Here is a 21,850-nt window from a genome sequence, read left to right as displayed (position 1 = left end):
AACTACGCTCCCTTCACGGCGTTGCGAACGAACACGAGGCGACCGCGGGCACCGGGGACGGCGCCCTTGACGAGCAGCAGGCCCTTCTCGGCGTCGACGGAGTGCACCTTGAGGTTGAGCACGGTGACGCGCTCGCCTCCCATGCGACCGGCCATGCGCATGCCCTTGAAGACACGGCTGGGGGTCGAGGAGGCGCCGATGGAGCCGGGCTTGCGGTGGTTGCGGTGCGAACCGTGCGAAGCCGAGACGCCCTTGAAGTTGTGACGCTTCATGACGCCGGCGAAGCCCTTGCCCTTGCTGGTGCCGACGACGTCGACCTTGGTGCCGGCCTCGAAGACGGCGTCCACGGTCAGCTCCTGGCCGGCCGAGTAGTCGGCGGCGTCGGAGGTGCGGACCTCGGTGAGGTGGCGGCGGGGGGTGACGCCCGCGGCGTCGAAGTGACCGGCGGCGGGCTTGTTCACCTTGCGCGGGTCGATCGCACCGGCGGCGAGCTGGACGGCGGTGTAGCCGTCCTTCTCCTCCGTGCGGACCTGGGTCACGACGTTGGGGCTGATCTCGATGACGGTGACCGGCACGAGCTTGTTGTTCTCGTCCCAGACCTGGGTCATTCCGAGCTTGGTGCCGAGGAGGCCCTTGCTGGTCTTCAGCGTGGGGGAAACAGTGACAGACATGGTGGCACTCCTCCTTAGAGCTTGATCTCGATGTTGACGTCGGCCGGCAGGTCGAGGCGCATGAGCGAGTCGACGGCCTTGGGCGTCGGGTCGATGATGTCGATGAGGCGCTTGTGGGTGCGCATCTCGAAGTGCTCGCGGCTGTCCTTGTACTTGTGGGGAGAACGGATCACGCAGACCACGTTCTTCTCGGTCGGCAGCGGCACGGGGCCGACCACCGTTGCACCGGCACGGGTGACCGTGTCGACGATCTTGCGCGCCGACGTGTCGATGACCTCGTGGTCGTACGACTTCAGTCGGATGCGGATCTTCTGTCCCGCCATGTGTGATCTCTCACTCTCTTGTTATTGCGTCGTACGCGACTCCCCCGGCCGGAGCCGGACTCGTCTCGCATTGGACGCGCTCGCGAAGGAACTCCGGTGACCCGGAAAAGTGCAACCAGTGTTCTTCTGTCAAAAGCACCGCACCCTCGGGGCGCTCCGATCGGCGTGCAGAACGCACGACGCACGGAGAGACCGTTGAGATGTCGGTTGTTGTCGTTCTGCTACCCGCCGCCTCGACGTCGCACCCGCGTGGCCGCCCTCTCGGGTCGAGCCTCCGCGATGCCGTCTCGGCACTGCCTGGCAGTGTCCCCCTGCGAGCAGCACGCCGCCCGAGAGGAAATTTTGAACTAGAAGAGTCTCCCACAGATGCCCCACCCCTGCAACCCGGGCGTGTCGCGCCGGAGGGCTCCTTCGCGAGCACGTCGTGACGGACCGTGGGAGCCGGTCGCTCCGATCAGCAGCGCGGGCCGGAGGGCCTCCCCCGCTACTCGAAGAGCAGCGCCCGGACGGCGGTCTCGGCCGACGCGGGGCGCGACGCGTCGATGGTCTCGCCGGCGCGGAAGTGGTCCAGCAGCCGCGGGTCGACGTAGCTGGCGCGGGCGACCGTCGGCGTGTTCCCGAGCACGTCCGAGGCGTCGCGCATCGCCTGGGCGATCGCGGAGTTTCGAGCGCGCTGCGTGGCCCGCGGGCCCGACTTCGCCAGGCTCAGCGCGGCCGCGACCGTGCCGTGCAGAGTGCGGAAGTCCTTCGCCGTGAAGTCGTCGCCGGCGCGCTCGCGCACGTAGTCGTTGATCTCGGGCGCCGAGACCGGCCGCCACTCCCGCCCGTCCTTCCAGGCGAGCAGGCGGGCGTTCGGCCCACGACGCTTGAGAGCACGGACGACGCGCGAGAGGTCGTGGTCGAGGATCTCGCTCGTCCACGCCTGATGGCTCTTCCCGGGGAAGGCGAGGGCGACCCGGTCCCCGTGGGTCGTGGCGTGCGCGCACAGGAGCGTCGAGAGGCCGATGCTGCCGTGCTCCTTCGCGTACCTCTCGCTGCCGACGCGGAGCGATCCGGTGTCGAGCATCCGGAAGGCGGTGGCCAGCGCGCGCTCGCGGCTGGGTCCGTCCGAGCGGAGGGCGATGGTCACGGCCCGGCGCGCCCCCGGCAGGGCCTCCGCGAGCCGCAGCGCCCGGTCGAACTTGATCCGGTCCTTCTGCTCGCGCCAGGTCGGATGGTAGATGTACTGGCGGCGGCCGGCGGAGTCGACACCGGTGGCCTGGATGTGCCCGTTGGGGTACGGGGCGATCCAGACGTCCGTCCAGGCCGGCGGGATGCCGAGACGGTCGAAGCGCGCGCGCAGCTCCTTGTCGGCGACGGTCGCGCCCTTCGGGTCGCGGTAGCTGAAGCCGGAGCCCGCGCGCACCCGGGTGTAGCCGCGCCCGCTCGAATCGGTCCTACGGAGTCGTCGCGCGCGAGTGTCAGCCATCGATCCGACGATAGGACGGCGGATCCGAGGCCCGCACCCGCTTGACGGCGGGGACGAGCAGTCGGTCGGCAGCCGCTACTCGTTGCCGATCCGCTTGTCGGCCTGGCGCTTCAGGTCCTCGATGCGGTCGTCGTACTTGCCGTTGGTGAGGCGGCTGGCGATCTCGCCCGCCTTCTCGAGGGTCTGGTCGGAGACCTGCTCGGCCTTCTCGCTCCGCAGCGCGTCCTGGGCCTTCCGGCTGTTGAGCAGTTCGCCGGCCTGGCGTCCGAGCTTCCCGAGATCCACGATGATGCCTCCTTGTAAACGCGCACAGGGCGGCGCGTGCCTCAGTGTGGCGCTCCCGGCTGGGGGAACGGTGCGGGCGCGCCGGTCAACCGGCCAGTGCGATCACCTGCTCCGCTGCGTCTGCCAGGGCGCGGCCGTAGGAGGGACCGTGACCGGCGGCGTGGACGGCGAGCGGGTGCAGCTGGTGGAGTGGCACCCGCTCCTCGTAGCCGGCCCCCAGCGGATGCTGGTCGCGGTAGCCCTGGAGGACGGCGTCGAGGTGCGGAGCGCCGAAGAGGGCCAGCATCGCCAGATCGGTCTCGCGGTGTCCCCCGTGAGCGGCGGGGTCGATCAGGACGGCGCCGTCCGCCGTCCAGAGCACGTTGCCGGTCCAGAGGTCCCCGTGGATCCGGGCGGGCCCCGCACCGTCGTCGAAGGCTCCGGCCGCCACCCGGCCCAGAGCCTGCTCGACGAGCCGCGACTCGGCTGCCGTGAGGTTGCCCGCCTCCACGGCAGGGCCGAGGAACGGCCGCACCCGCTGCTCCGCGTAGAAGCGCCCCCACGAGTCGTCCGGGCGGCACGGCATCTCGCGGCGGCCGATGTAGGCGGGGCCGGTCCATCCCGGGGGCGGCGCTCCGAACGCCGCGGCTCCGGCGTCGTGCGTCCGGGCGAGCGCGGCGCCGAAGGCCCGAGCCGACTCGGCGGAGGGTCGCGCGGAGCGGATCTCCTCCAGCTCGATGCGCCCGGGCGACACCCTCTCCACCCCGACACAGCGCGCACCGCCGTCCGCCTCGCGCAGCCAGTCCAGGCCGGCCGCCTCCCACTCGAAGAACTGCGGGAGGGCACGGGGGTCGCTCTTCACGAAGGGCATGCCGCCACGCTAGCCGGGCGTCCCCGGGAACGACGAGAGGGGCCGCCCGCCGAAGCGGACGACCCCTCTCGAGAGATCAGTAGGACGGACCTACTTGATGATCTTGGTGACCGTACCGGCACCCACGGTGCGTCCACCCTCACGGATGGCGAAGCCGAGGCCCTCCTCCATGGCGATCGGCTGGATCAGCGCGACCGTCATGTCGGTGGTGTCGCCGGGCATGACCATCTCGGTGCCCTCGGGCAGCGTGATGACGCCGGTGACGTCGGTGGTGCGGAAGTAGAACTGCGGACGGTAGTTCGCGTAGAACGGGTTGTGACGCCCACCCTCATCCTTGGACAGGATGTACGCGGTGCCCTCGAAGTCCGTGTGCGGCGTGACCGAACCCGGCTTGACGACGACCTGGCCGCGCTCGACGTCCTCGCGCTTGGTGCCGCGGAGGAGCAGACCGCAGTTCTCGCCGGCCCAGGCCTCGTCGAGCTGCTTGTGGAACATCTCGATTCCGGTGACCGTGGTCTTCTGCGTCGGGCGGATGCCGACGATCTCGACCTCGGAGTTCAGAGCGAGGGTTCCACGCTCCGCACGGCCGGTGACGACGGTTCCACGACCGGTGATCGTGAAGACGTCCTCGATCGGCATGAGGAACGGCTTGTCCTTGTCGCGCACCGGGTCCGGGATGGACTCGTCGACCGCGTCCATCAGGTCGAGGATCGACTGGGTCCAGGTGTCGTCGCCCTCGAGGGCCTTGAGGCCGGAGACGCGCACGACGGGGGCGTCGTCGCCGGGGAAGCCCTGCGACGAGAGGAGCTCGCGGACCTCGAGCTCGACGAGCTCCAGGATCTCCTCGTCGTCCACCATGTCGGCCTTGTTCAGCGCGACGAGGAGGTAGGGGACGCCGACCTGCTTGGCGAGGAGGACGTGCTCACGGGTCTGAGCCATCGGGCCGTCGGTGGCGGCGACCACGAGGATCGCGCCGTCCATCTGGGCCGCGCCGGTGATCATGTTCTTGATGTAGTCGGCGTGACCCGGGGCGTCGACGTGCGCGTAGTGGCGCTTCGGCGTCTCGTACTCGACGTGCGAGATGTTGATCGTGATGCCGCGCTGGCGCTCCTCGGGAGCGGAGTCGATCGACGCGAAGTCACGCTGGACGTTGGTCGCGGACGGGAACTTGTCCGCCAGAACCTTCGAGATCGCCGCGGTGAGCGTGGTCTTTCCGTGGTCGACGTGACCGATGGTTCCGATGTTGACGTGCGGCTTGGTCCGCTCGAACTTGGCCTTAGCCACTGTGGGTCCTCCTCAGGACTTAGGTGCAAGCATCCGCATCCGGGCGGCCGCACGGGGCGGCACGAGGACAGGAGGACTTGCGGGGGTTTTGTGTACGTATGTTACCGGCAGTGGTCGTGCGGCCGTCCCGCTGCGACAGGGGGCGCGCTGCACTCGGCAGCAAACCCGCACGACACTACCAGGCCGCCGCCGTTCCGGGGAACGGCGACGGCCCAGGGGCGGAGCTACTCGCCCTTGTTCTTCTGGACGATCTCCTCGGCCACGGCCTTGGGGACCTCGGCGTAGGTCTCGAACGTCATCGAGTAGACGGCGCGGCCCGAGGTCTTCGAGCGCAGGTCTCCGATGTAGCCGAACATCTCGGACAGCGGGACGTTGGCCCGGATGACCTTGATGCCGGTGGCGTCCTCCATCGACTGGATCATCCCGCGACGCGAGTTGATGTCGCCGATGACGTCGCCCATGTACTCCTCGGGAGTACGGACCTCGACGGCCATGAGCGGCTCGAGGAGGACCGGCTGCGCCTTGCGCGAGGCCTCCTTGAACGCGATCGAGCCGGCGATCTTGAACGCCATCTCGGAGGAGTCGACGTCGTGCGCCGCTCCGTCGACCAGGGTCGCCTTCACGCCGACCATGGGGTAGCCGGCGAGCACGCCGACCTGCATGGCGTCGCGGATGCCCGCGTCGACGGAGGGGATGTACTCGCGCGGGACGCGGCCACCGGTGACGCCGTTGACGAACTCGTAGGTCTTGTCGGCCTCGACCTCCATCGGCTCGATGGTGATCTGGACCTTCGCGAACTGGCCGGAGCCACCCGTCTGCTTCTTGTGGGTGTAGTCGTACTTCTCGACCGTGCGGCGGATCGTCTCACGGTACGCGACCTGGGGCTTGCCCACGTTGGCCTCGACGTTGAACTCGCGCTTCATGCGGTCGACCAGGATGTCGAGGTGCAGCTCGCCCATTCCCTTGATGACCGTCTGACCGGTCTCCTGGTTCTGCTCGGTGCGGAAGGTGGGGTCCTCCTCCGCGAGCTTCTGGATCGCGGTGCCGAGCTTCTCCTGGTCCGCCTTCGTCTTGGGCTCGATGGCGACCTCGATGACGGGCTCCGGGAAGGTCATCGACTCGAGCACGACCTGCGCGGCCGGGTCGCTCAGGGTGTCACCGGTGGTGGTGTCCTTGAGGCCGATGACGGCGTAGATGTGGCCGGCGGTGACCGAGTCGACCGGGTTCTCCTTGTTGGAGTGCATCTGGAAGATCTTGCCGATGCGCTCCTTCTTGCCCTTGGTCGAGTTGATGACCTGGGCGCCGGAGTCGAGCTTGCCCGAGTAGACGCGGACGTAGGTCAGACGGCCGAAGAACGGGTGCACGGCGACCTTGAACGCGAGCGCCGAGAAGGGCTCGGTCGAGTCCGCGTGGCGCATGATGACCTTCTCCTCGTCGCGGACGTCGTGCGCCTCGATGGCGGGGACGTCGAGCGGGGAGGGGAGGTAGTCCACGACAGCGTCGAGCATCGGCTGGACGCCGCGGTTCTTGAACGCCGAGCCGCAGAGCACCGGGTAGATCTCGGAGTTGACGGTCATCTTGCGGATGGCGCCCTTGATCTCCGCGACGGTGAGCTCCTCGCCGCCGAAGTACTTCTCGAGCAGCTCGTCGGAGGTCTCCGCGACGGTCTCGAGGAGCTTCTCGCGGTACTCCGCCGCCTTGTCGGCGAGGTCGGCCGGGATCTCCTCGATCTCGTACTTCGCGCCGAGCGCGACGTCGCCCTTCGAGTCGCCGCGCCACGTGAGCGCGCGCATCTCGACCAGGTCGACGACGCCCTCGAAGGAGGACTCCGCGCCGATGGGCAGCTGGATGACCAGCGGCTTCGCGCCGAGGCGCTTGATGATCGTGTCGACCGTGTAGTAGAAGTCGGCGCCGAGCTTGTCCATCTTGTTGACGAAGCAGATGCGCGGGACGTCGTACTTGTCGGCCTGACGCCAGACGGTCTCGGACTGGGGCTCGACGCCCTCCTTGCCGTCGAAGACGGCGACGGCGCCGTCGAGGACGCGGAGCGAGCGCTCGACCTCGACCGTGAAGTCGACGTGACCGGGGGTGTCGATGATGTTGATCTGGTTCTTGTTCCAGAAGCAGGTCGTCGCGGCGGACGTGATCGTGATGCCGCGCTCCTGCTCCTGCGCCATCCAGTCCATCGTCGCGGCGCCGTCGTGGACCTCGCCGATCTTGTGCGTGATACCCGTGTAGAACAGGATGCGCTCGGTGGTGGTGGTCTTGCCGGCATCGATGTGGGCCATGATGCCGATGTTGCGGACCTTGTTCAGGTCGGTGAGCACATCTTGTGCCACGGAGTTCCTCCGATAGGTGATGGAGCCAGCGCACCGGGTTCATGGCCGAATGGCTGGGATTCTGGTGGTGGCGGTCGCCCGGTCGCGGGGATCGGGCGATCCGCCGCCGGGACCGGGCCCGCAGCGGTGACGCCGCGGGCCCGGTGGTCGCGGTCGCCCGGAGGCGGCCGCGGGGTGCGCTACCAGCGGTAGTGCGCGAAGGCCTTGTTCGACTCGGCCATCTTGTGGGTGTCCTCGCGACGCTTGACAGCGGCGCCCAGACCGTTCGACGCGTCGAGGATCTCGTTCATGAGACGCTCGGTCATCGTCTTCTCGCGTCGGGCCTTCGCGTAGCTGGTGAGCCAGCGGAGCGCGAGGGTGTTGGCGCGGTGGGGCTTGACCTCGACCGGGACCTGGTAGGTCGAGCCGCCGACGCGGCGGCTGCGGACCTCGAGGGTCGGGCGGACGTTGTCGAGCGCCTTCTTGAGGGTGACGACCGCGTCCTGACCGTTCTTGCCGGCGACGCCCTCGAGGGCACCGTAGACGATGCGCTCGGCGAGGCCCTTCTTGCCGTCCAGGAGGATCTTGTTGACGAGCTGGCTGACGATGGGGGCGCCGTAGACGGGGTCTGCGACGACGGGGCGCTTGGGAGCGGGGCCCTTACGAGGCATTACTTCTTCTCCATCTTCGCGCCGTACCGGCTGCGAGCCTGCTTGCGGTTCTTGACGGCCTGGGTGTCCAGGGCGCCGCGAACGATCTTGTAGCGGACACCGGGGAGGTCCTTGACGCGACCGCCGCGCACGAGCACCATCGAGTGCTCCTGCAGGTTGTGGCCCTCGCCGGGGATGTAGGCGGTGACCTCGGTGCCGTTGGAGAGCTTCACGCGGGCCACCTTGCGGAGGGCCGAGTTCGGCTTCTTGGGCGTGGTCGTGTAGACGCGCGTGCAGACGCCGCGCTGCTGGGGGTTGGCCTTCAGGGCGGGAGCCTTGGTCTTGGTGACCTTCGGCGTGCGTCCCTTGCGGACCAACTGCTGAATCGTTGGCACTGGTTTTGCTCCTTGAATGCTGCACGGTGACAGCGGATCGATGGTCGACATTCGGCCCTCCCGTCTCCGGGAACGGCCGAGTTCATCTGGACCCGACGCACCCCGCGGCCCCGCGAGCGGGACCGGGAGGGTGAGGGGTATGCCGTGGGGGCCGCCCGATCGGACGAACCCGCGGATCCTCGCGGACCCGGTGGAGCGAAGTGCGGCGACCGCATCGACCCGGAGGCACGACACGAGCGCACGGCAAAGCGCACACCCGAAGAATATTACGGGGAGTGACGGGGCCGGTCAACCGAGCGGCGTTCGCCCTGGGAGATGCCGCAGCGCCGCGACGAGACGCGCCGGGACTCCGCCCTCACTCCCGCTCGTCGCCCTCCCAGCCCCAGTGAGGGCTGCGGCCGCCGGCGTCGCGACGGGCCAGGAGCAGGAGGAACACGAGCTGGACGGCGGCCGCGAGCACGCCGGTCGCGATCGCGAAGACAGTGGGGGCGTGGTCGAGGATCCATCCGAGGATCTCCCCCGGCTCCTGGCGGCCGAGCCCGTAGAGCGCTCCGCCCGTGACGAGGAAGAGCAGGTAGACGACGACCCCGGTCAGCAGCGACGGGCCGAGGACGCGGTGGACGGCGGGACGGGCGGCGAGGGTCACCATCGCGACCAGCACGGCGACGACGCAGACCGCCACTGACACCGGCCCCAGCAGCGGACCGGCGTCGCGCTCGGGCACGACGTCCTGGTCCAGCAGGAGGCTGAGGACCCCGAACGCGCAGACGACCAGGGCGAGGTAGAGGAACGCGGCGAAGCCGGCCAGCGCGAGGCCGTAGCCCAGGCCGGCTCCGCGGCCCTGCCCCTGCCCCTCCGGAGTCACGACTGCGCGGCCGCTTCGCGCTCGGCGTTGCGGCGCTTGACGCCCCGGGCACGGCCCGCGATCGCGGCGCCGCCCCAGACACTCGCCTCCCGGCCGAGGACGCCGGCGGCGAGGACCGCCGCGAGGACGGCGGGATCGCGGACGTAGTCGAGCGCGAGGGAGCGGTCGATCGGCAGGGCGAGCGGTCCGACGGCGCTCCAGCCGCCGACCAGCGCGGCCGCGGCCGTGAGGAGGGCGACGAGGAAGCCGCCGAGGACGTAGGCCCACCAGCCCGCGCGGTTCACGACCAGCACGATCAGCGCCAGGCCGACGAGGAACGCGGCCACCGGGGCGAGGAAGAGCGCGGTCGGCGCAGCGTCGAGCGCGAGGGCGACCGGGTCGCCGCCGACGCGATCGACGAGCAGGCGGATCGCCGTCAGGGCGACGAGGTACAGGACGGCGAAGACCGCGGTCGTCAGGAGGGCGAGCGCGAGGCCCGCGAGGCGGTTGCCGGAGCGCCGGACCGGCTCGGGCTCGGCCTCGATCGGCCCGAGGGCGCTGGGGGCGGACGCCGCGGCGGCCGGTGCGGCGGGCTCGACGGTCGGCTGCCGACCCGTCACGGGCTCGGGCCAGACGTACTCCCGGGTCGGCTGGGGTCCGGTTCCGCCGGACGTCTCGGTCGCGGAGGGGATCCGCGTGGTCTCGGCGTCGCTGCTCCAGGTCACCCGGACAGCATAGGCACGCCTTCCGCCGCGCCCGGTGCGCCGCGCGGCTCCCCGTCGACGGGGGACAGCGCCGACCGTCTACTCGAGCGGGTGGAGGAGGCGGTGCAGGAACTGCCGTGTGCGCGGCTCGCGCGGGTCCCGGAGGATCTGCGCAGGGGCGCCCCGCTCGACGACCACGCCGTCGGCCATGAAGACGACCTCCGAGGCCACCTGCCGGGCGAACTCGAGCTCGTGCGTCACGACGAGCATGGTCCAGCCCTCCCCCGCCAGCTCCCGCATCAGCGAGAGCACGTCGCCGACCAGCTCCGGGTCCAGCGCCGAGGTGGGCTCGTCGAAGAGGAGCAGATCGGGCCGCAGCGCGAGCGCCCGGACGATGCCCACGCGCTGCTGCTGACCGCCGGAGAGCTCGAAGGGGTAGGCGCTCCCCCGACCGCCGAGGCCGACGCGCTCGAGCAGGCGCTCCGCCTCCGGGACCACCTCGGACGCGGGACGGCGCTGCACTCGCAGCGGCCCCTCCGTCACGTTCTGGAGGACGGTCAGGTGCGGGAAGAGGTTGAAGTGCTGGAAGACCATCGCGGAGTGGTCGCGCAGCCCGGTCAGCGCCTTCCGTCCGACGCCGCGGTCGAAGTCGAGGACGCTGCCGTCGGCGAGCTCGACCACCCCGCCGTCCGGCACCTCGAGGCTGTTCAGCGAGCGCAGGACGGTGGTCTTGCCCGAGCCGGACGGCCCTATCAGGGCGACGACCTCGCCGCGGCGGATCTCCAGGTCGATGCCGCGCAGCACCTCCACCCCGCCGAACGACTTGCGGAGGCCGCGGGCCGTGAGCACGGGCCGGGCGTCGGTCGGAGTGTCAGCGGGCGACATAGCGGTCCAATCGCTTCTCGAGCAGGCCCTGGCCGCTGGAGAGCACCAGGCAGATGAGCCAGTAGATCAGAGCGGCCTCGAGGTAGAGGAGCATGAACTCGCTCGACGCGGTGGCGATCTTCTGCGCCTGCCGGAAGAGCTCGGTCACCAGGATGAGGGAGGCCAGCGAGGTGTCCTTCACCAGCGAGATGAAGGTGTTCGACAGCGGCGGGACGGAGACGCGCGCGGCCTGCGGGAGGATGATGCGCCGCAGCGAGAGCGAGCGGCTCATGCCGATCGTGTGCGCCGCCTCCCACTGCCCCTTCGGGACGCTGAGGATCGCCGCGCGGATCACCTCCGCCGCGTAGCCGCCCACGTTGAGGGCGAACGCGATGGTGGCGCTGGGCCAGGGATCGATCTTCAGTCCGAGGCTCGGCAGCCCGTAGAAGATCACGAACAGCTGCACCAGGAGCGGCGTGCCCCGGATGACGGAGATGTAGGCACGCGCGATCCAGGAGAGGATCCGCACCCGGGAGAGCCGCATCAGGGCGACCGCCAGCGCGAGCACGAGCCCGATGGCGAAGCTCGCCAGCGCGAGCGGGATCGTCCCGACGATGCCCCCGGAGAGGATCGGCCAGAACGACCGGAGGACGAGGTCCATTGTGTTCTCCCGCCTTCGCGGGAGGATCCGCGGTCGGCTCGATCGGGTGGTGGCGTCGGGGGCGGATCGTCTCCGCCTCCTGGGGAATGCTGGCACGCTTCGCGCCGGGGCGGGCGCCCTTGCGGGCTGACCCGCTGCCTGAGCCGCTCCGCCGCTCCCCCGCGTCGGGGCCGCTCACGCACGAGACGGCCCCTCCCGGAAGGGGAGGAGCCGCCTCGGGGTGGGGCTACTGGGAGACGTCGGCTCCGAAGTAGCGCTCGGAGATGGAGGCGAGGGTGCCGTCCTCGCGCAGCTCGTCGAGGGCGGAGTCGACGGCCTCGACGAGGTCGTCCGAGCCCTTCGGGAAGGTGAAGGCGCTCTCGGAGGTGTCGTCGGTGGTGACGGCGACCTTGAGGCCCGCGGCCTGGTCGGGGTAGGTCGTGGACCAGTCGAGCCAGGTGAGGCGGTCGTTCACGGTCGCGTCCACGCGGCCCTGCTCGACGAGGGCGATGGCCTGCGCCCAGCCCTCGACGCCCTCGACCTCGGCGCCGTTCTCCTGCGCGACGGTGTACCAGTTGCTCGAGAGCGACTGCGCGGTGGTCTTGCCGGAGAGGCCGGCGAGGTCGGTGATCGAGGTGTCGCTCGAGGGGACGATCACGACGCCGGGGCTGACCGAGTACGGCTCCGAGAAGTCGTACTTCGCCTCGCGCTCGTCGTTGATCGAGACCTGGTTCGCGATCACGTCGAAGCGCGCTCCGTCCAGGCCCGCGAACATGGCGTCCCACTGCGTCTCCTGGAAGTCGGGCTCGACGCCCAGCTTCTCGGCCACGGCGGTGATCACGTCGACGTCGTAGCCGGTGAGAGCTCCGGTCCCGCCGTCGGCGTGGAAGGAGAAGGGCGGGTAGGTGCCCTCGGTGCCGATGGTGAGCTTCCCCGACTCCTCGACCTCGGCCAGGGTCAGGCCGGAGCTCGCGGAGGCGGTGCCCTCGCCGCTCGAGCCGGAGACCACGTCGTCGGTCGAGGCGGGCGCGCAGCCGGCGAGGACCAGGGCGGCGGCGGCGGCGGTCGTGCCGAGCAGGACGCGCAGGGAGGTGCGGGCGGAGAGGGTCACGGTGTTGTCCTTCGGTGCATCACGGAGTCGTGGCGGTCCCGCTGCGCCGGATGCGGCGCGGGGATCGACGAGGGGACGGGTCGTCCCGGGGCGGACCGCTGCTCGGCGGAACCGCCCGGAGTGACGATAACCAGTGGAGGGGGCGGCCCTATTCCCGGATGTCGCCGTGTGACGCCGGGAGTCCGGCCAGGAAGTGCTCGGCACCGGCGACCTCGTCGCTCGTGAGGCCCGCCGCCGACTCCGGACGCACCAGGTGGAAGGGGGTGCTCTGCTCGCGGGCCCAGTCGTAGGCGTCCTCGTGGAGGTTGTCGTCGATCCACACCACGGCGTCGATCGCGCCGCGCTCGGCGGCCGCCTCCAGCCACACCGCTACGGGCTGGAGCTTGCCCGTCCGGCCCGGGAACCGCGGGTCGCGCGGGAGGCCGCCGTCGAAGACGATCGCCTCCGTACCCGCCGGCAGCCCGAGGTCCTGGGCGAGGACCCGCGTCAAGCGCGGCGGCCAGGTCGTGGCCCACACGATCGTGCCGACCGCGGCCAGGCGGGCGACGAGCGCCGCCCGCTCCGGCTCGAGCTCCAGGCGGTGCGAGCCCGAGGCGCGATCGCTGCGGACGGAGGGGTTCAGGACGCCGTCGACGTCGAGCAGGATCAGGGCGGCCATGCCTGTCACCGTAGCGGCGGCGGGGCGGATCGCGCGAGGAGCGCTAGCGTGACGGGATGCCTCCGTCCCTCCTGCTGCCGGGAGGCCGCACAGCCGTGCTGGGGCCGGATCCCGTGCGGCCGGAGGCGCTGCTGCTCACGGTCGACGGCGCGGAGCAGTCGCTGATCGATCCGGGCGATCCCCGGGCTCTGCACCTCGAGTACCTCGCGCGCCTCGGCGCGGTGGTCGACGCCGCCGCCCCGCCCGGCGAGCCGCTGCGCGTGCTGCACCTCGGAGCCGGAGCCCTGGCCCTGGCCCGCTACGTCGCCGCGACCCGGCCGGGCTCCGAGCAGCTCGCGGTGGAGAGCGCGGCGGGACTCGTGGAGTTCGTGCTCGAGCACGCGCCGCTCCCCCGCGGCGCGCGCGTCCGACTCCTCACGGCCGACGCCGCAGGGCCCCTGCCGCCCTGGAGCGCCGACCTCGTCGTGCTCGACGTCTACGACGGGGACGAGATCCCGGAGGCGTTCTACCGCGCGTCCGTCCTCGCTCCGCTCGCCGCCCGGGTCGGCGCCGACGGGCTCCTCGCGGTCAATGTCGCCGACGACGCCGACCACCGGAGGCTGGACCGCCTGCGCGGGGTCGTCCGCGAGCTGCTCCCGGTGACCGCAGCGGTCGGATCGACCGCCTTCGTCGAGGGGCGCACCGGCGGGAACGCGATCCTGCTCGCCTCAGGCTCGGCGCTCGCCGACCACGTCGCCGGCCGCCTGCTGCAGGCCGGCCCGCACCCGGTCTCCGCCGCGGCGGATGGCGACGTCGTGGTCGCCGAGGTGGCGGTAGAAGTCGACCCGTGAGTCGAGAGTGACGCCGGTCTCGAGGTACTTGGCGCGGATCCGCTTGATGTAGGTGCGGACGGTGTGCTCGGCGACGCTGAGGTCGACCGCGACGGTGCGGACCGCGGCACCCGCTCCGTAGGCGCGCATCACACGGCTCTCCTGGGGGCTCAGCACCGGGCGGCGCTCCTCGCGCCCGTGCACGAGCCGGTGGCGGGCGGTGTCCGAGATCCAGGTGCGGCCGGAGGCGACGGAGACGACCGCCGCGGCGAGCTCGCTGGGGTCGTCGCCCTTCCAGACGTAGGCCGCTCTCTCCCGTCGCAGCACGGCCCGCACCGGCTCCAGGGAGTCGGAGGAGGAGAGCACGACGAGGCCGACGGTCCGGGTAGCCGCACGCTCGAGGGTGTCGGCCACCTCCTCGCCGGGCACACCGTCCAGGTCGAGGACCGCGATGCGGTCGACGCCCTCCTCGTCGTGCGAGAACTGCGGCAGCAGCTGCGCGAGCAGCGCCTGCAGCGCGGCGCGCTCGATCGCTGGTCCGTCGACGACGGCCAGCGTGAACCGATCGAATCCGGTCACGGGGGTCCCCTAGCAGGGGCAGGTTCGGGTCCGCCCCGGCTGCACCGTAGCGGTCCGCGACGTCGTCGTGCACGTGATGGGACATTCCGTCTCAGTGGGAGGACGCCCCCAGAGCGCTCCGGATCGGCTCACGGAGCGCGTGGAGGACCACCCGCGGCACCGTGTCCGGCTAGTGTCCCTCTCCATGGACGACAGCGCAGAGGGCTCCCGGCGGGCCCGGAGGATCCCCGCGGAGCAGGTCCGCAGCCGCATGATCGCCACGGCGCGCGACGTCGTCTCCGACCACGGCCTCACGGTGAGCTTCGCGCACCTGCCCATGGAGGAGTACATCCGCCTGGCCGGCGTGCCGCGCAGCTCCGTCTACCGGATCTGGAGCACGCGCGAGGAGTTCGTGGCCGACCTGGTCGGCGAGGTCTTCGTGCGGGACCGGTACGCGGAGGGCGCCGATCCCGAGGCCCAGGAGGAGATGCGCGAGGTCTACGAGCGCTCCACCGATCTGCTCTCCACGGCCGCCGGCCGCCGCCGGGTCGCCTGGGAGACCATCCGCATCGGGGCGCGGGCCAATGCCGAGTCGCTCCGCCGCTCCGCCGACTGGTCGTCGTACAACGCACTGCTCGCCTGCACCTTCTCGATGGAGGAGGGGCCTGCACGCGACGCCGTGCGCGCCACGGCGAAGCGGATCGAGGGCATGCTCACGCGCCGGATGCGCGACTTCTACGAGGAGACGCTGCAGGTCTTCGGCGGGACGATGCGCCCGGGATTCACGACGCTCCAGCTCGCCCACCTCACCGCGATCGTGATCGATGGGCTCGCCCACCGCGGCCGGCTCCTCGACGACGACCTCGACACTCCGGTGACCGCCCCCGGCCTCGACGGCGAGCCGGTCGAGTGGACCCTGGCGGCCTGGACGATCCGCTCGATCGTCGACGGGATGCTGGAGCCGGTCGCGGAGGACTGAGCGGACCTCGCGACCCGGATCACTCGTCCGGTTCGGTGAACCCGTCGATCAGCAGCAGCACCGACACCACCGCCAGCGACGGTCCGTCGGGATCGGCCGGGTCGAGCGGGCCGGTCACCAGCTCCGGTGCCGCGATCCGCGCGATGCACAGACCCTCGATCAGGGCCGAGACGGCGGAGGCGAGAGCGGCGGCGCCGCGGTCCGGGCGCAGCCGGAGCCCCGCCTCGGCGAGGGTGTGCTCGTAGTACTTCGCCATGTTGTCGATGAAGTGCAGCTGGCGGGACCGCAGAGCGGATCCGATGGCGGTCCGCGCCGGCTCCTCGTGCGAGCCCACCGCGCCGGCGAGAGCGATGAAGTTGCGCCAGTGCTGCGACGAGAAGACGTTGTCGACGTTCGCGTCGACGGCGACCCGGACGGAGGCGATCAGGGCCTCGCGGCGCTGCGCCGGGGTCGGCTCGGGGTCGAGGCTGCGGTGGAGGTGGGAGTTCCCGGCCCGCAGGGACGGCTGGTCGAGGCGGGTGGCGAGGACCCGCTCCGGGATCGCGGCGATCAGCTCGTCGTAGAACGACTGGCGAGTGGGCCAGATCCGGTACACGGTGCTGCGCGGAACACCCGCCGAGCGGATGACGTCCTCGAGGGGCAGGTGGGCGACTCCGACGCGCAGGCCCTCGGCGCGGACGACCGCGAGAGCGGCGTCCAGCAGGCGGGTGCGGACCTGCTCGCGGGTCAGGCGGGGAGGACGCGCCGGCTCCTCCGCATCGAGGGGGTCGTCGCTCATCAGGCCTCCGGCGCCGGGATGCACGGAGGAGCCTCCGACATCTACTGTCCAGCCGAGCGTACCCGGAGGGAGCGCGGAACGTGAGAGGAGATCGGAGACGGGCGCGGCCCGCGCATGCGGCTCGGGTGCCGCGCGGGCCGCGCTGCCTGTCCCCCAGGCGGCCTCCCCATGGGCCGGTCCGACCGTATGCTTCCCGACAGACGTCCGTCAACTGACGCGACATGGTGTCTCCTCGGCGGTGTCCGCCGACCCGTCACTACGACCGCCTCCGGGACTCCTCCGCCGCCGGGAGCGCCCTCGCCGCGGTCTGCGCTCGAGAGGCGTGCGGAGCGGACAGCTCGCCCGCGACGACGTCCGACACGACGCCGGTGGCGTGCTCGACGAGGTCGAGGTTCCGGGTCAGCCGCGCGTGGTGGCACGGGCTCGCGTCGACGTCGACCACGAGCTTCGCGAAGCGCAGAGCATCGCCGAGCCGCGCGAACGGCGAGAGCTCGGCGACGAGGGACGGCACGTCCGCCGCGGCGAGGTAGGTGTAGCGGCAGGTCGAGACCACGTAGTCGTCGACTCCGGCCGTCGCCGATCCGGTCGCGACCATGATGTCGCCGAGGTCGACCGGCGCGGTGGCGAGGCCGAGCGCCACCGCGGCGGTCACCTGGATGTCACCCACCAGCGCCGTCACGTGCACGCCGGCGGGCCAGGGCGGCAGGGAGCCGAGCTCGGTCGATCCCGTCCGCAGGCCCTTGCCCGCCGCCGAGGCGAGGGCGTCGATCATCGGCACTCCCGTGCACTCCCCCGCGTACTCGGCGTCCTCCGAGACGGCGTCCCCGCAGGAGGCGAGCATCGCCGAGACGCTCAGCCGGCTCTGCGGGTCCAGTCCTGCGATCACCGCGGGGCTGACCTGGCCGGAGTCGTCGACCATCCGTCCGAGGCGCTCCGCGACGTCGGATCCCGTGTTCGGGGTGCCGAAGGTGAGGACGGACGAGACCATCGAGGCGACGGCGGTCCCGTCGACCGAGCCGCTCAGCGCCTGGCGGGCGGCGAGCCCTCCCATCGAGTGCGCGACGACGACGGCGCGGTGCCCGGTCGCGGAGACGAGGCAGGCGATCGAGGAGGCGAGCGCGTCGCTGATCCCCGGGTCGGTGACCCAGCGCGCGGCGAGCCGGCGGTAGTCGAAGGTGTAGACCGCGGCGCCGTCGATCTGCTGCAGCCGGCCGAGGAGGGACGTCTCGGGAGCGTCGAGCGGAGCGGTCGCCGACTCCGACGACACCATGTCGACGAGATGGGAGAAGGCCCCTGTGCGGTCGGCGTCGTGCGTCGCCGTGCCCAGCCAGCCGTGCAGCATCACGATGGGGACCAGCGCGGCGGCGGAGCGCGGCCGGACGTCGTCGCCCGCGAGCACGGGAGCCAGCTCCGCGACGCCGCAGGACGAGGGTGCGACCGCCTCTGCCGCCTCCGCCCGCACCGCGGGCACCACGACGACGCCGACCACCACGAGCAGTGCGGCCAGCACGACGATCACGAGTCTCATCCGCGCGTTTCCTCACGTGCCGCGACCAGGACGGGGAACGGGTACAGGCTCGACCCGACGAGCACCCATCGAGTCAATCACCCCGCTCCTGCGGGGAAGGCCGCTCGTCGCGAACGGGCGGCCCCCCGTGCGGGTGACCGCGGGTCGGGGACGACGAAGGCCCCGCCGGTGTCCCGACGGGGCCTTCGATCGTTCAGCTCACCTGGATCAGCTGTAGTTGCCCGGCTCGTAGCCGTCGCTCGAGAACGAGTCGAAGTCGACGAACGAGAGGTCGGCGTCGCTGAACGCGGCGTCGTCGGCGAAGATGCGGTTGGGGTACCGCTCGGCCTTCGCCTCCTCGGTCGCCTCGACCGACACGTTCCGGTACTTGGGCAGACCGGTTCCCGCCGGGATCAGCTTTCCGATGATCACGTTCTCCTTCAGGCCCATCAGCGGGTCGCGCTTGCCCTCCATGGCCGCCTGCGTGAGGACGCGGGTGGTCTCCTGGAAGGACGCGGCCGACAGCCACGACTCGGTCGCGAGCGAGGCCTTGGTGATGCCCATGACCTCCTGGCGGGCGGACGCGGTCCGCTTGCCCTCGGTCAGAGCCGCACGGTTGACCTCGCTGTAGCGCGAGCGGTCGACGAGCTCGCCCGGCAGCAGCTCCGTGTCGCCGTGGTCGACCACGGTGACCTTGCGGAGCATCTGACGCACGATGACCTCGATGTGCTTGTCGTGGATCGGCACACCCTGCGAGCGGTAGACGCCCTGGACGCCGCCCACCAGGTGCTTCTGGACCTCGCGGACGCCCAGCACGCGCAGGACCTCCTTGGGGTCGACCGTTCCGACGTGCAGCTGCTGCCCGAGCTCGACGTGCTGGCCGTCCTCGACGAGGAGCTGCGAGCGCTTGAGCACCGGGTAGATGACCGCCTCGTCGCCGTTGTCCGGCTGGAGGATGACGCGGCGGGCACGGTCGGTGTCCTCGATGGTGATCCGGCCGGCGGCCTCCGCGATCGGCGACGCGCCCTTGGGGGTGCGGGCCTCGAAGAGCTCCTGCACGCGGGGAAGACCCTGCGTGATGTCGTCGGCCGAGGCCGATCCACCGGTGTGGAAGGTGCGCATCGTGAGCTGCGTGCCGGGCTCGCCGATCGACTGGGCCGCGATGATGCCGACGGCCTCTCCGATGTCGACGAGCTTGCCGGTGGCGAGCGAGCGGCCGTAGCAGGCCGCGCAGACGCCGACGGCGGACTCGCAGGTCAGGACGGAGCGCACCTTGATGTGGCGCACGCCCGCTCCGACCAGCTTCTCGATGAGCACGTCGCCCACGTCCTCGCCGGCCTCGGCGACGAGCTCGCCGGCCTCGTTCGACGCCGGGGTGGCGAGCGAACGGGCGTAGACGGAGTTCTCGACGTTGGAGTCCTTGATCCAGGCGCCGGTGGCGTCCTGGAGCATGATCGGCAGGTCGAGGCCCTTCGAGGTGCCGCAGTCCTCCTCGCGGATGATGACGTCCTGCGAGACGTCGACGAGTCGACGCGTCAGGTAGCCCGAGTCCGCGGTGCGGAGCGCGGTGTCGGCCAGGCCCTTGCGGGCACCGTGCGTGGCGATGAAGTACTCGGCGACCGACAGGCCCTCGCGGTACGAGGAGATGATCGGTCGGGCGATGATCTCGCCCTTCGGGTTGTTCACCAGGCCTCGCATGCCGGCGATGTTGCGCACCTGCAGCCAGTTGCCGCGGGCACCGGAGGTGACCATGCGGTTGATGGTGTTGTCCGTCGGGAAGTTCGCGCGCATGGCCTTGGCGACCTCGTCGGTCGCCTCGGTCCAGATCTTCACGAGCTCCTGGCGGCGCTCGGCCTGAGTGGTCAGACCCTTGTCGTACTCGGACTCGACCTTCGCGGCCTTCTTCTCGTAGCCCGCGATGATCTCGGGCTTCGACGGAGGCGTGAGGATGTCGGACAGCGCCACGGTGACACCCGAGCGGGTGGCCCAGTAGAAGCCGGCGTCCTTGATCCGGTCGAGGGAGGCGGCGACCTCCACCTTCGGGTAGCGCTCCGCGAGGTCGTTGACGATCCCGGAGATGGTCGTCTTGTCGGCGACCTGCTCGAAGTAGGGGTAGTCGACCGGCAGCGCCTCGTTGAAGAGGGCGCGGCCGAGCGTGGTCTCGAGGAGGACCGGCGCGGTGACCTTGCCGTTCTCGTCGATCTCGACGCCCTCGGGTGCCTGACCCTGCGCGAAGTACACGTCCGACATGCGGATCCTGACCTTCGAGTTCAGGTGCAGCGAGCCCTGGTCCTTCGCGAGGATCGCCTCCGAGACGGAGGAGAACGCGCGGCCCTCGCCGGCGGCGCCCTCGCGGATCGTCGTCAGGTGGTGGAGGCCGATGATCATGTCCTGCGTGGGCAGGGTGACCGGACGGCCGTCCGAGGGCTTGAGGATGTTGTTCGACGCGAGCATCAGGATGCGCGCCTCGGCCTGGGCCTCGACGGACAGCGGCAGGTGGACGGCCATCTGGTCGCCGTCGAAGTCCGCGTTGAACGCGGCGCAGACGAGCGGGTGCAGCTGGATCGCCTTGCCCTCGACCAGCTGGGGCTCGAAGGCCTGGATGCCGAGACGGTGCAGCGTGGGCGCACGGTTCAGCAGGACGGGGCGCTCGCGGATGATCTCCTCGAGCACGTCCCACACCTGCGGGCGCGAGCGCTCCACCATGCGCTTGGCGGCCTTGATGTTCTGCGCGTGCGACAGGTCGATCAGGCGCTTGATCACGAACGGCTTGAACAGCTCCAGCGCCATCTGCTTGGGCAGACCGCACTGGTGCAGCTTGAGCTGCGGGCCGACGATGATGACCGAGCGTCCCGAGTAGTCGACGCGCTTGCCCAGCAGGTTCTGGCGGAAGCGACCCTGCTTTCCCTTGAGCATGTCGCTCAGGGACTTGAGGGCGCGGTTGCCGGTTCCGGTGACGGGGCGGCCGCGGCGGCCGTTGTCGAAGAGGGCGTCGACCGCCTCCTGGAGCATGCGCTTCTCGTTGTTCACGATGATCTCGGGGGCACCGAGGTCGAGCAGGCGGCGGAGTCGGTTGTTGCGGTTGATCACGCGACGGTAGAGGTCGTTCAGGTCGCTGGTCGCGAACCGGCCTCCGTCGAGCTGCACCATCGGGCGCAGCTCCGGCGGGATGACCGGGACGACGTCGAGGACCATCGCGGCCGGCGAGTTGCCGGTGGCGAGGAACGAGTTGACGACGCGCAGCCGCTTGATGGCGCGGATCTTCTTCTGGCCCTTGCCCTCGGCGATCTGCAGGTGCAGCGTCTCGGCCTCGGCCTGGAGGTCGAACTGCTCGAGGCGCTTCTTGATCGCCTCGGCGCCCATGTAGGCCTCGAAGTAGACGCCGTACCGGTCGACGAGCTCGTTGAAGACCGCGTCCTCGGGCTTGAGGTCGCCGACCTTGAGGGTGCGGAACTGCTCCCACACGCTCTCGAGCCGCGCGATGTCCTCGTCGAAGGACTTGCGGATCTGGCCCATCTCCTTCTCGGCGCCGTCCTTGGTGCGGCGCTTCTGGTCGCTCTTGGCGCCCTCCGCCTCCAGGGCGGCGAGGTCGGTCTCCAGGCGCGCCAGACGGTCCGCGATGCGGGAGTCGCGCTGGTCCGAGAGGGTCTTGATCTCGAGCCGGAGCTCGTTCTCGAGGCCGGGCATGTCGGCGTGACGGCCGTCGTCGTCCACGTCGATGATCATGTACGCCGCGAAGTAGATGACCTTCTCGAGGTCCTTCGGCGCCATGTCCAGCAGGTATCCGAGGCGCGAGGGGACGCCCTTGAAGTACCAGATGTGGGTGACGGGGGCGGCGAGCTCGATGTGGCCCATCCGCTCGCGGCGGACCGAGGACTTGGTGACCTCGACGCCGCAGCGCTCGCAGACGATGCCCTTGAAGCGGACTCGCTTGTACTTGCCGCAGGAGCACTCCCAGTCGCGAGAGGGTCCGAAGATCTGCTCGCCGAACAGGCCGTCCTTCTCGGGCTTCAGGGTGCGGTAGTTGATGGTCTCGGGCTTCTTCACTTCACCGTGCGACCAGCGACGGATGTCATCGGCCGTTGCGAGGCCGATGCGCAGCTCATCGAAAGTGGTTACGTCGAGCAATGTTTTCTCCTTGTCGGAAAACAGGG

The 21,850-nt window shown here is 70.6% G+C and carries 20 protein-coding genes; 1 reads left to right on the top strand and 19 read right to left on the bottom strand.

Annotated features, from left to right (window positions below):
* Positions 1-2: 2 nt before the first annotated feature.
* From rplC to C5D04_RS04475, 16 genes are all read right to left on the bottom strand, one after another.
* Complete coding sequence (gene rplC, locus C5D04_RS04550; protein WP_104224566.1) at positions 3-671, bottom strand: 50S ribosomal protein L3; 669 nt, start codon at positions 669-671, stop codon at positions 3-5.
* 14 nt (positions 672-685) lie between these two features.
* Positions 686-994, bottom strand: a complete 309-nt coding sequence (gene rpsJ / locus C5D04_RS04545) for a 30S ribosomal protein S10 (RefSeq protein WP_005050520.1) — start codon at positions 992-994, stop codon at positions 686-688.
* Between the two features lie 484 nt (positions 995-1,478).
* On the bottom strand, positions 1,479-2,462 hold the full coding sequence (locus C5D04_RS04540; protein WP_104233920.1) for a DNA topoisomerase IB: 984 nt from the start codon (positions 2,460-2,462) through the stop codon (positions 1,479-1,481).
* A 75-nt stretch (positions 2,463-2,537) separates the two neighbouring features.
* Positions 2,538-2,747: an antitoxin gene (locus C5D04_RS04535; RefSeq protein WP_159939075.1), complete on the bottom strand. Its 210-nt coding sequence runs from the start codon at positions 2,745-2,747 to the stop codon at positions 2,538-2,540.
* A gap of 85 nt (positions 2,748-2,832) precedes the next feature.
* On the bottom strand, positions 2,833-3,597 hold the full coding sequence (locus C5D04_RS04530) for a fructosamine kinase family protein (RefSeq protein ID WP_104233921.1): 765 nt from the start codon (positions 3,595-3,597) through the stop codon (positions 2,833-2,835).
* Positions 3,598-3,687: 90 nt separating this feature from the next.
* Entirely contained in the window at positions 3,688-4,881 is a 1,194-nt protein-coding gene (gene tuf, locus C5D04_RS04525; protein WP_104224570.1) for an elongation factor Tu, read from the bottom strand.
* 224 nt (positions 4,882-5,105) lie between these two features.
* Positions 5,106-7,220: an elongation factor G gene (gene fusA / locus C5D04_RS04520; protein ID WP_104224571.1), complete on the bottom strand. Its 2,115-nt coding sequence runs from the start codon at positions 7,218-7,220 to the stop codon at positions 5,106-5,108.
* A gap of 179 nt (positions 7,221-7,399) precedes the next feature.
* On the bottom strand, positions 7,400-7,870 hold the full coding sequence (rpsG, locus tag C5D04_RS04515) for a 30S ribosomal protein S7 (RefSeq protein WP_068251443.1): 471 nt from the start codon (positions 7,868-7,870) through the stop codon (positions 7,400-7,402).
* On the bottom strand, positions 7,870-8,244 hold the full coding sequence (rpsL, locus tag C5D04_RS04510; RefSeq protein WP_011186743.1) for a 30S ribosomal protein S12: 375 nt from the start codon (positions 8,242-8,244) through the stop codon (positions 7,870-7,872). Before rpsL ends, rpsG begins: the two co-directional genes overlap by 1 nt.
* 355 nt (positions 8,245-8,599) lie before the next feature.
* Positions 8,600-9,109 (bottom strand): DUF6121 family protein, encoded by a 510-nt coding sequence (locus tag C5D04_RS04505; RefSeq protein ID WP_104224572.1) that lies wholly within the window; start codon positions 9,107-9,109, stop codon positions 8,600-8,602.
* A complete protein-coding gene (locus C5D04_RS17855) occupies positions 9,106-9,813 on the bottom strand; it encodes a hypothetical protein (protein ID WP_146086381.1) in 708 nt (235 codons plus the stop codon). The genes C5D04_RS04505 and C5D04_RS17855 overlap by 4 nt, the downstream gene beginning before the upstream one ends.
* 78 nt (positions 9,814-9,891) lie before the next feature.
* Positions 9,892-10,677 (bottom strand): amino acid ABC transporter ATP-binding protein, encoded by a 786-nt coding sequence (locus tag C5D04_RS04495; protein WP_104347297.1) that lies wholly within the window; start codon positions 10,675-10,677, stop codon positions 9,892-9,894.
* Entirely contained in the window at positions 10,664-11,317 is a 654-nt protein-coding gene (locus C5D04_RS04490) for an amino acid ABC transporter permease (RefSeq protein WP_104224574.1), read from the bottom strand. The genes C5D04_RS04495 and C5D04_RS04490 overlap by 14 nt, the downstream gene beginning before the upstream one ends.
* Before the next feature lie 226 nt (positions 11,318-11,543).
* On the bottom strand, positions 11,544-12,407 hold the full coding sequence (locus C5D04_RS04485; RefSeq protein WP_374953606.1) for an amino acid ABC transporter substrate-binding protein: 864 nt from the start codon (positions 12,405-12,407) through the stop codon (positions 11,544-11,546).
* 148 nt (positions 12,408-12,555) lie between these two features.
* Positions 12,556-13,065, bottom strand: coding sequence for an HAD domain-containing protein (locus C5D04_RS04480; RefSeq protein ID WP_104233923.1), 510 nt, complete (start codon positions 13,063-13,065; stop codon positions 12,556-12,558).
* A gap of 707 nt (positions 13,066-13,772) precedes the next feature.
* Positions 13,773-14,453 (bottom strand): LuxR C-terminal-related transcriptional regulator, encoded by a 681-nt coding sequence (locus tag C5D04_RS04475; protein WP_104267766.1) that lies wholly within the window; start codon positions 14,451-14,453, stop codon positions 13,773-13,775.
* A gap of 184 nt (positions 14,454-14,637) precedes the next feature.
* Here C5D04_RS04475 and C5D04_RS04470 point away from each other — a divergent pair, with 184 nt between their 5' ends.
* Positions 14,638-15,411: a TetR/AcrR family transcriptional regulator gene (locus tag C5D04_RS04470; RefSeq protein WP_146087835.1), complete on the top strand. Its 774-nt coding sequence runs from the start codon at positions 14,638-14,640 to the stop codon at positions 15,409-15,411.
* 19 nt (positions 15,412-15,430) lie between these two features.
* Here C5D04_RS04470 and C5D04_RS04465 read toward each other — a convergent pair whose 3' ends face one another.
* The 3 genes from C5D04_RS04465 to C5D04_RS04455 form a co-directional block, all read right to left on the bottom strand.
* A complete protein-coding gene (locus C5D04_RS04465) occupies positions 15,431-16,189 on the bottom strand; it encodes a TetR/AcrR family transcriptional regulator (RefSeq protein WP_104267764.1) in 759 nt (252 codons plus the stop codon).
* A 256-nt stretch (positions 16,190-16,445) separates the two neighbouring features.
* Positions 16,446-17,717, bottom strand: a complete 1,272-nt coding sequence (locus C5D04_RS04460) for a triacylglycerol lipase (RefSeq protein ID WP_104295962.1) — start codon at positions 17,715-17,717, stop codon at positions 16,446-16,448.
* A 207-nt stretch (positions 17,718-17,924) separates the two neighbouring features.
* Entirely contained in the window at positions 17,925-21,824 is a 3,900-nt protein-coding gene (locus C5D04_RS04455; protein ID WP_104295961.1) for a DNA-directed RNA polymerase subunit beta', read from the bottom strand.
* Positions 21,825-21,850: the final 26 nt, after the last annotated feature.

Origin of the sequence: Rathayibacter sp. AY1D2 (assembly GCF_002932695.1) — a bacterium.
Classification (GTDB): Bacteria; Actinomycetota; Actinomycetes; order Actinomycetales; family Microbacteriaceae; genus Rathayibacter.
This window is presented reverse-complemented; position numbering and strand designations above follow the sequence as displayed.

Excerpts from the sequence above, each read along its gene's own strand:
- C5D04_RS04460 (WP_104295962.1), bottom strand. The coding sequence starts at position 17,717 with ATGAGACTCGTGATCGTCGTGCTGGCCGCACTGCTCGTGGTGGTCGGC.
- rpsJ (WP_005050520.1), bottom strand. The coding sequence starts at position 994 with ATGGCGGGACAGAAGATCCGCATCCGACTGAAGTCGTACGACCACGAG.
- C5D04_RS04480 (WP_104233923.1), bottom strand. The coding sequence starts at position 13,065 with ATGGCCGCCCTGATCCTGCTCGACGTCGACGGCGTCCTGAACCCCTCC.
- C5D04_RS04490 (WP_104224574.1), bottom strand. The coding sequence starts at position 11,317 with ATGGACCTCGTCCTCCGGTCGTTCTGGCCGATCCTCTCCGGGGGCATC.
- C5D04_RS04530 (WP_104233921.1), bottom strand. The coding sequence starts at position 3,597 with ATGCCCTTCGTGAAGAGCGACCCCCGTGCCCTCCCGCAGTTCTTCGAG.
- rplC (WP_104224566.1), bottom strand. The coding sequence starts at position 671 with ATGTCTGTCACTGTTTCCCCCACGCTGAAGACCAGCAAGGGCCTCCTC.
- C5D04_RS04495 (WP_104347297.1), bottom strand. The coding sequence starts at position 10,677 with ATGTCGCCCGCTGACACTCCGACCGACGCCCGGCCCGTGCTCACGGCC.
- C5D04_RS04540 (WP_104233920.1), bottom strand. The coding sequence starts at position 2,462 with ATGGCTGACACTCGCGCGCGACGACTCCGTAGGACCGATTCGAGCGGG.
- C5D04_RS04470 (WP_146087835.1), top strand. The coding sequence starts at position 14,638 with ATGGACGACAGCGCAGAGGGCTCCCGGCGGGCCCGGAGGATCCCCGCG.
- rpsG (WP_068251443.1), bottom strand. The coding sequence starts at position 7,870 with ATGCCTCGTAAGGGCCCCGCTCCCAAGCGCCCCGTCGTCGCAGACCCC.
- C5D04_RS04465 (WP_104267764.1), bottom strand. The coding sequence starts at position 16,189 with ATGAGCGACGACCCCCTCGATGCGGAGGAGCCGGCGCGTCCTCCCCGC.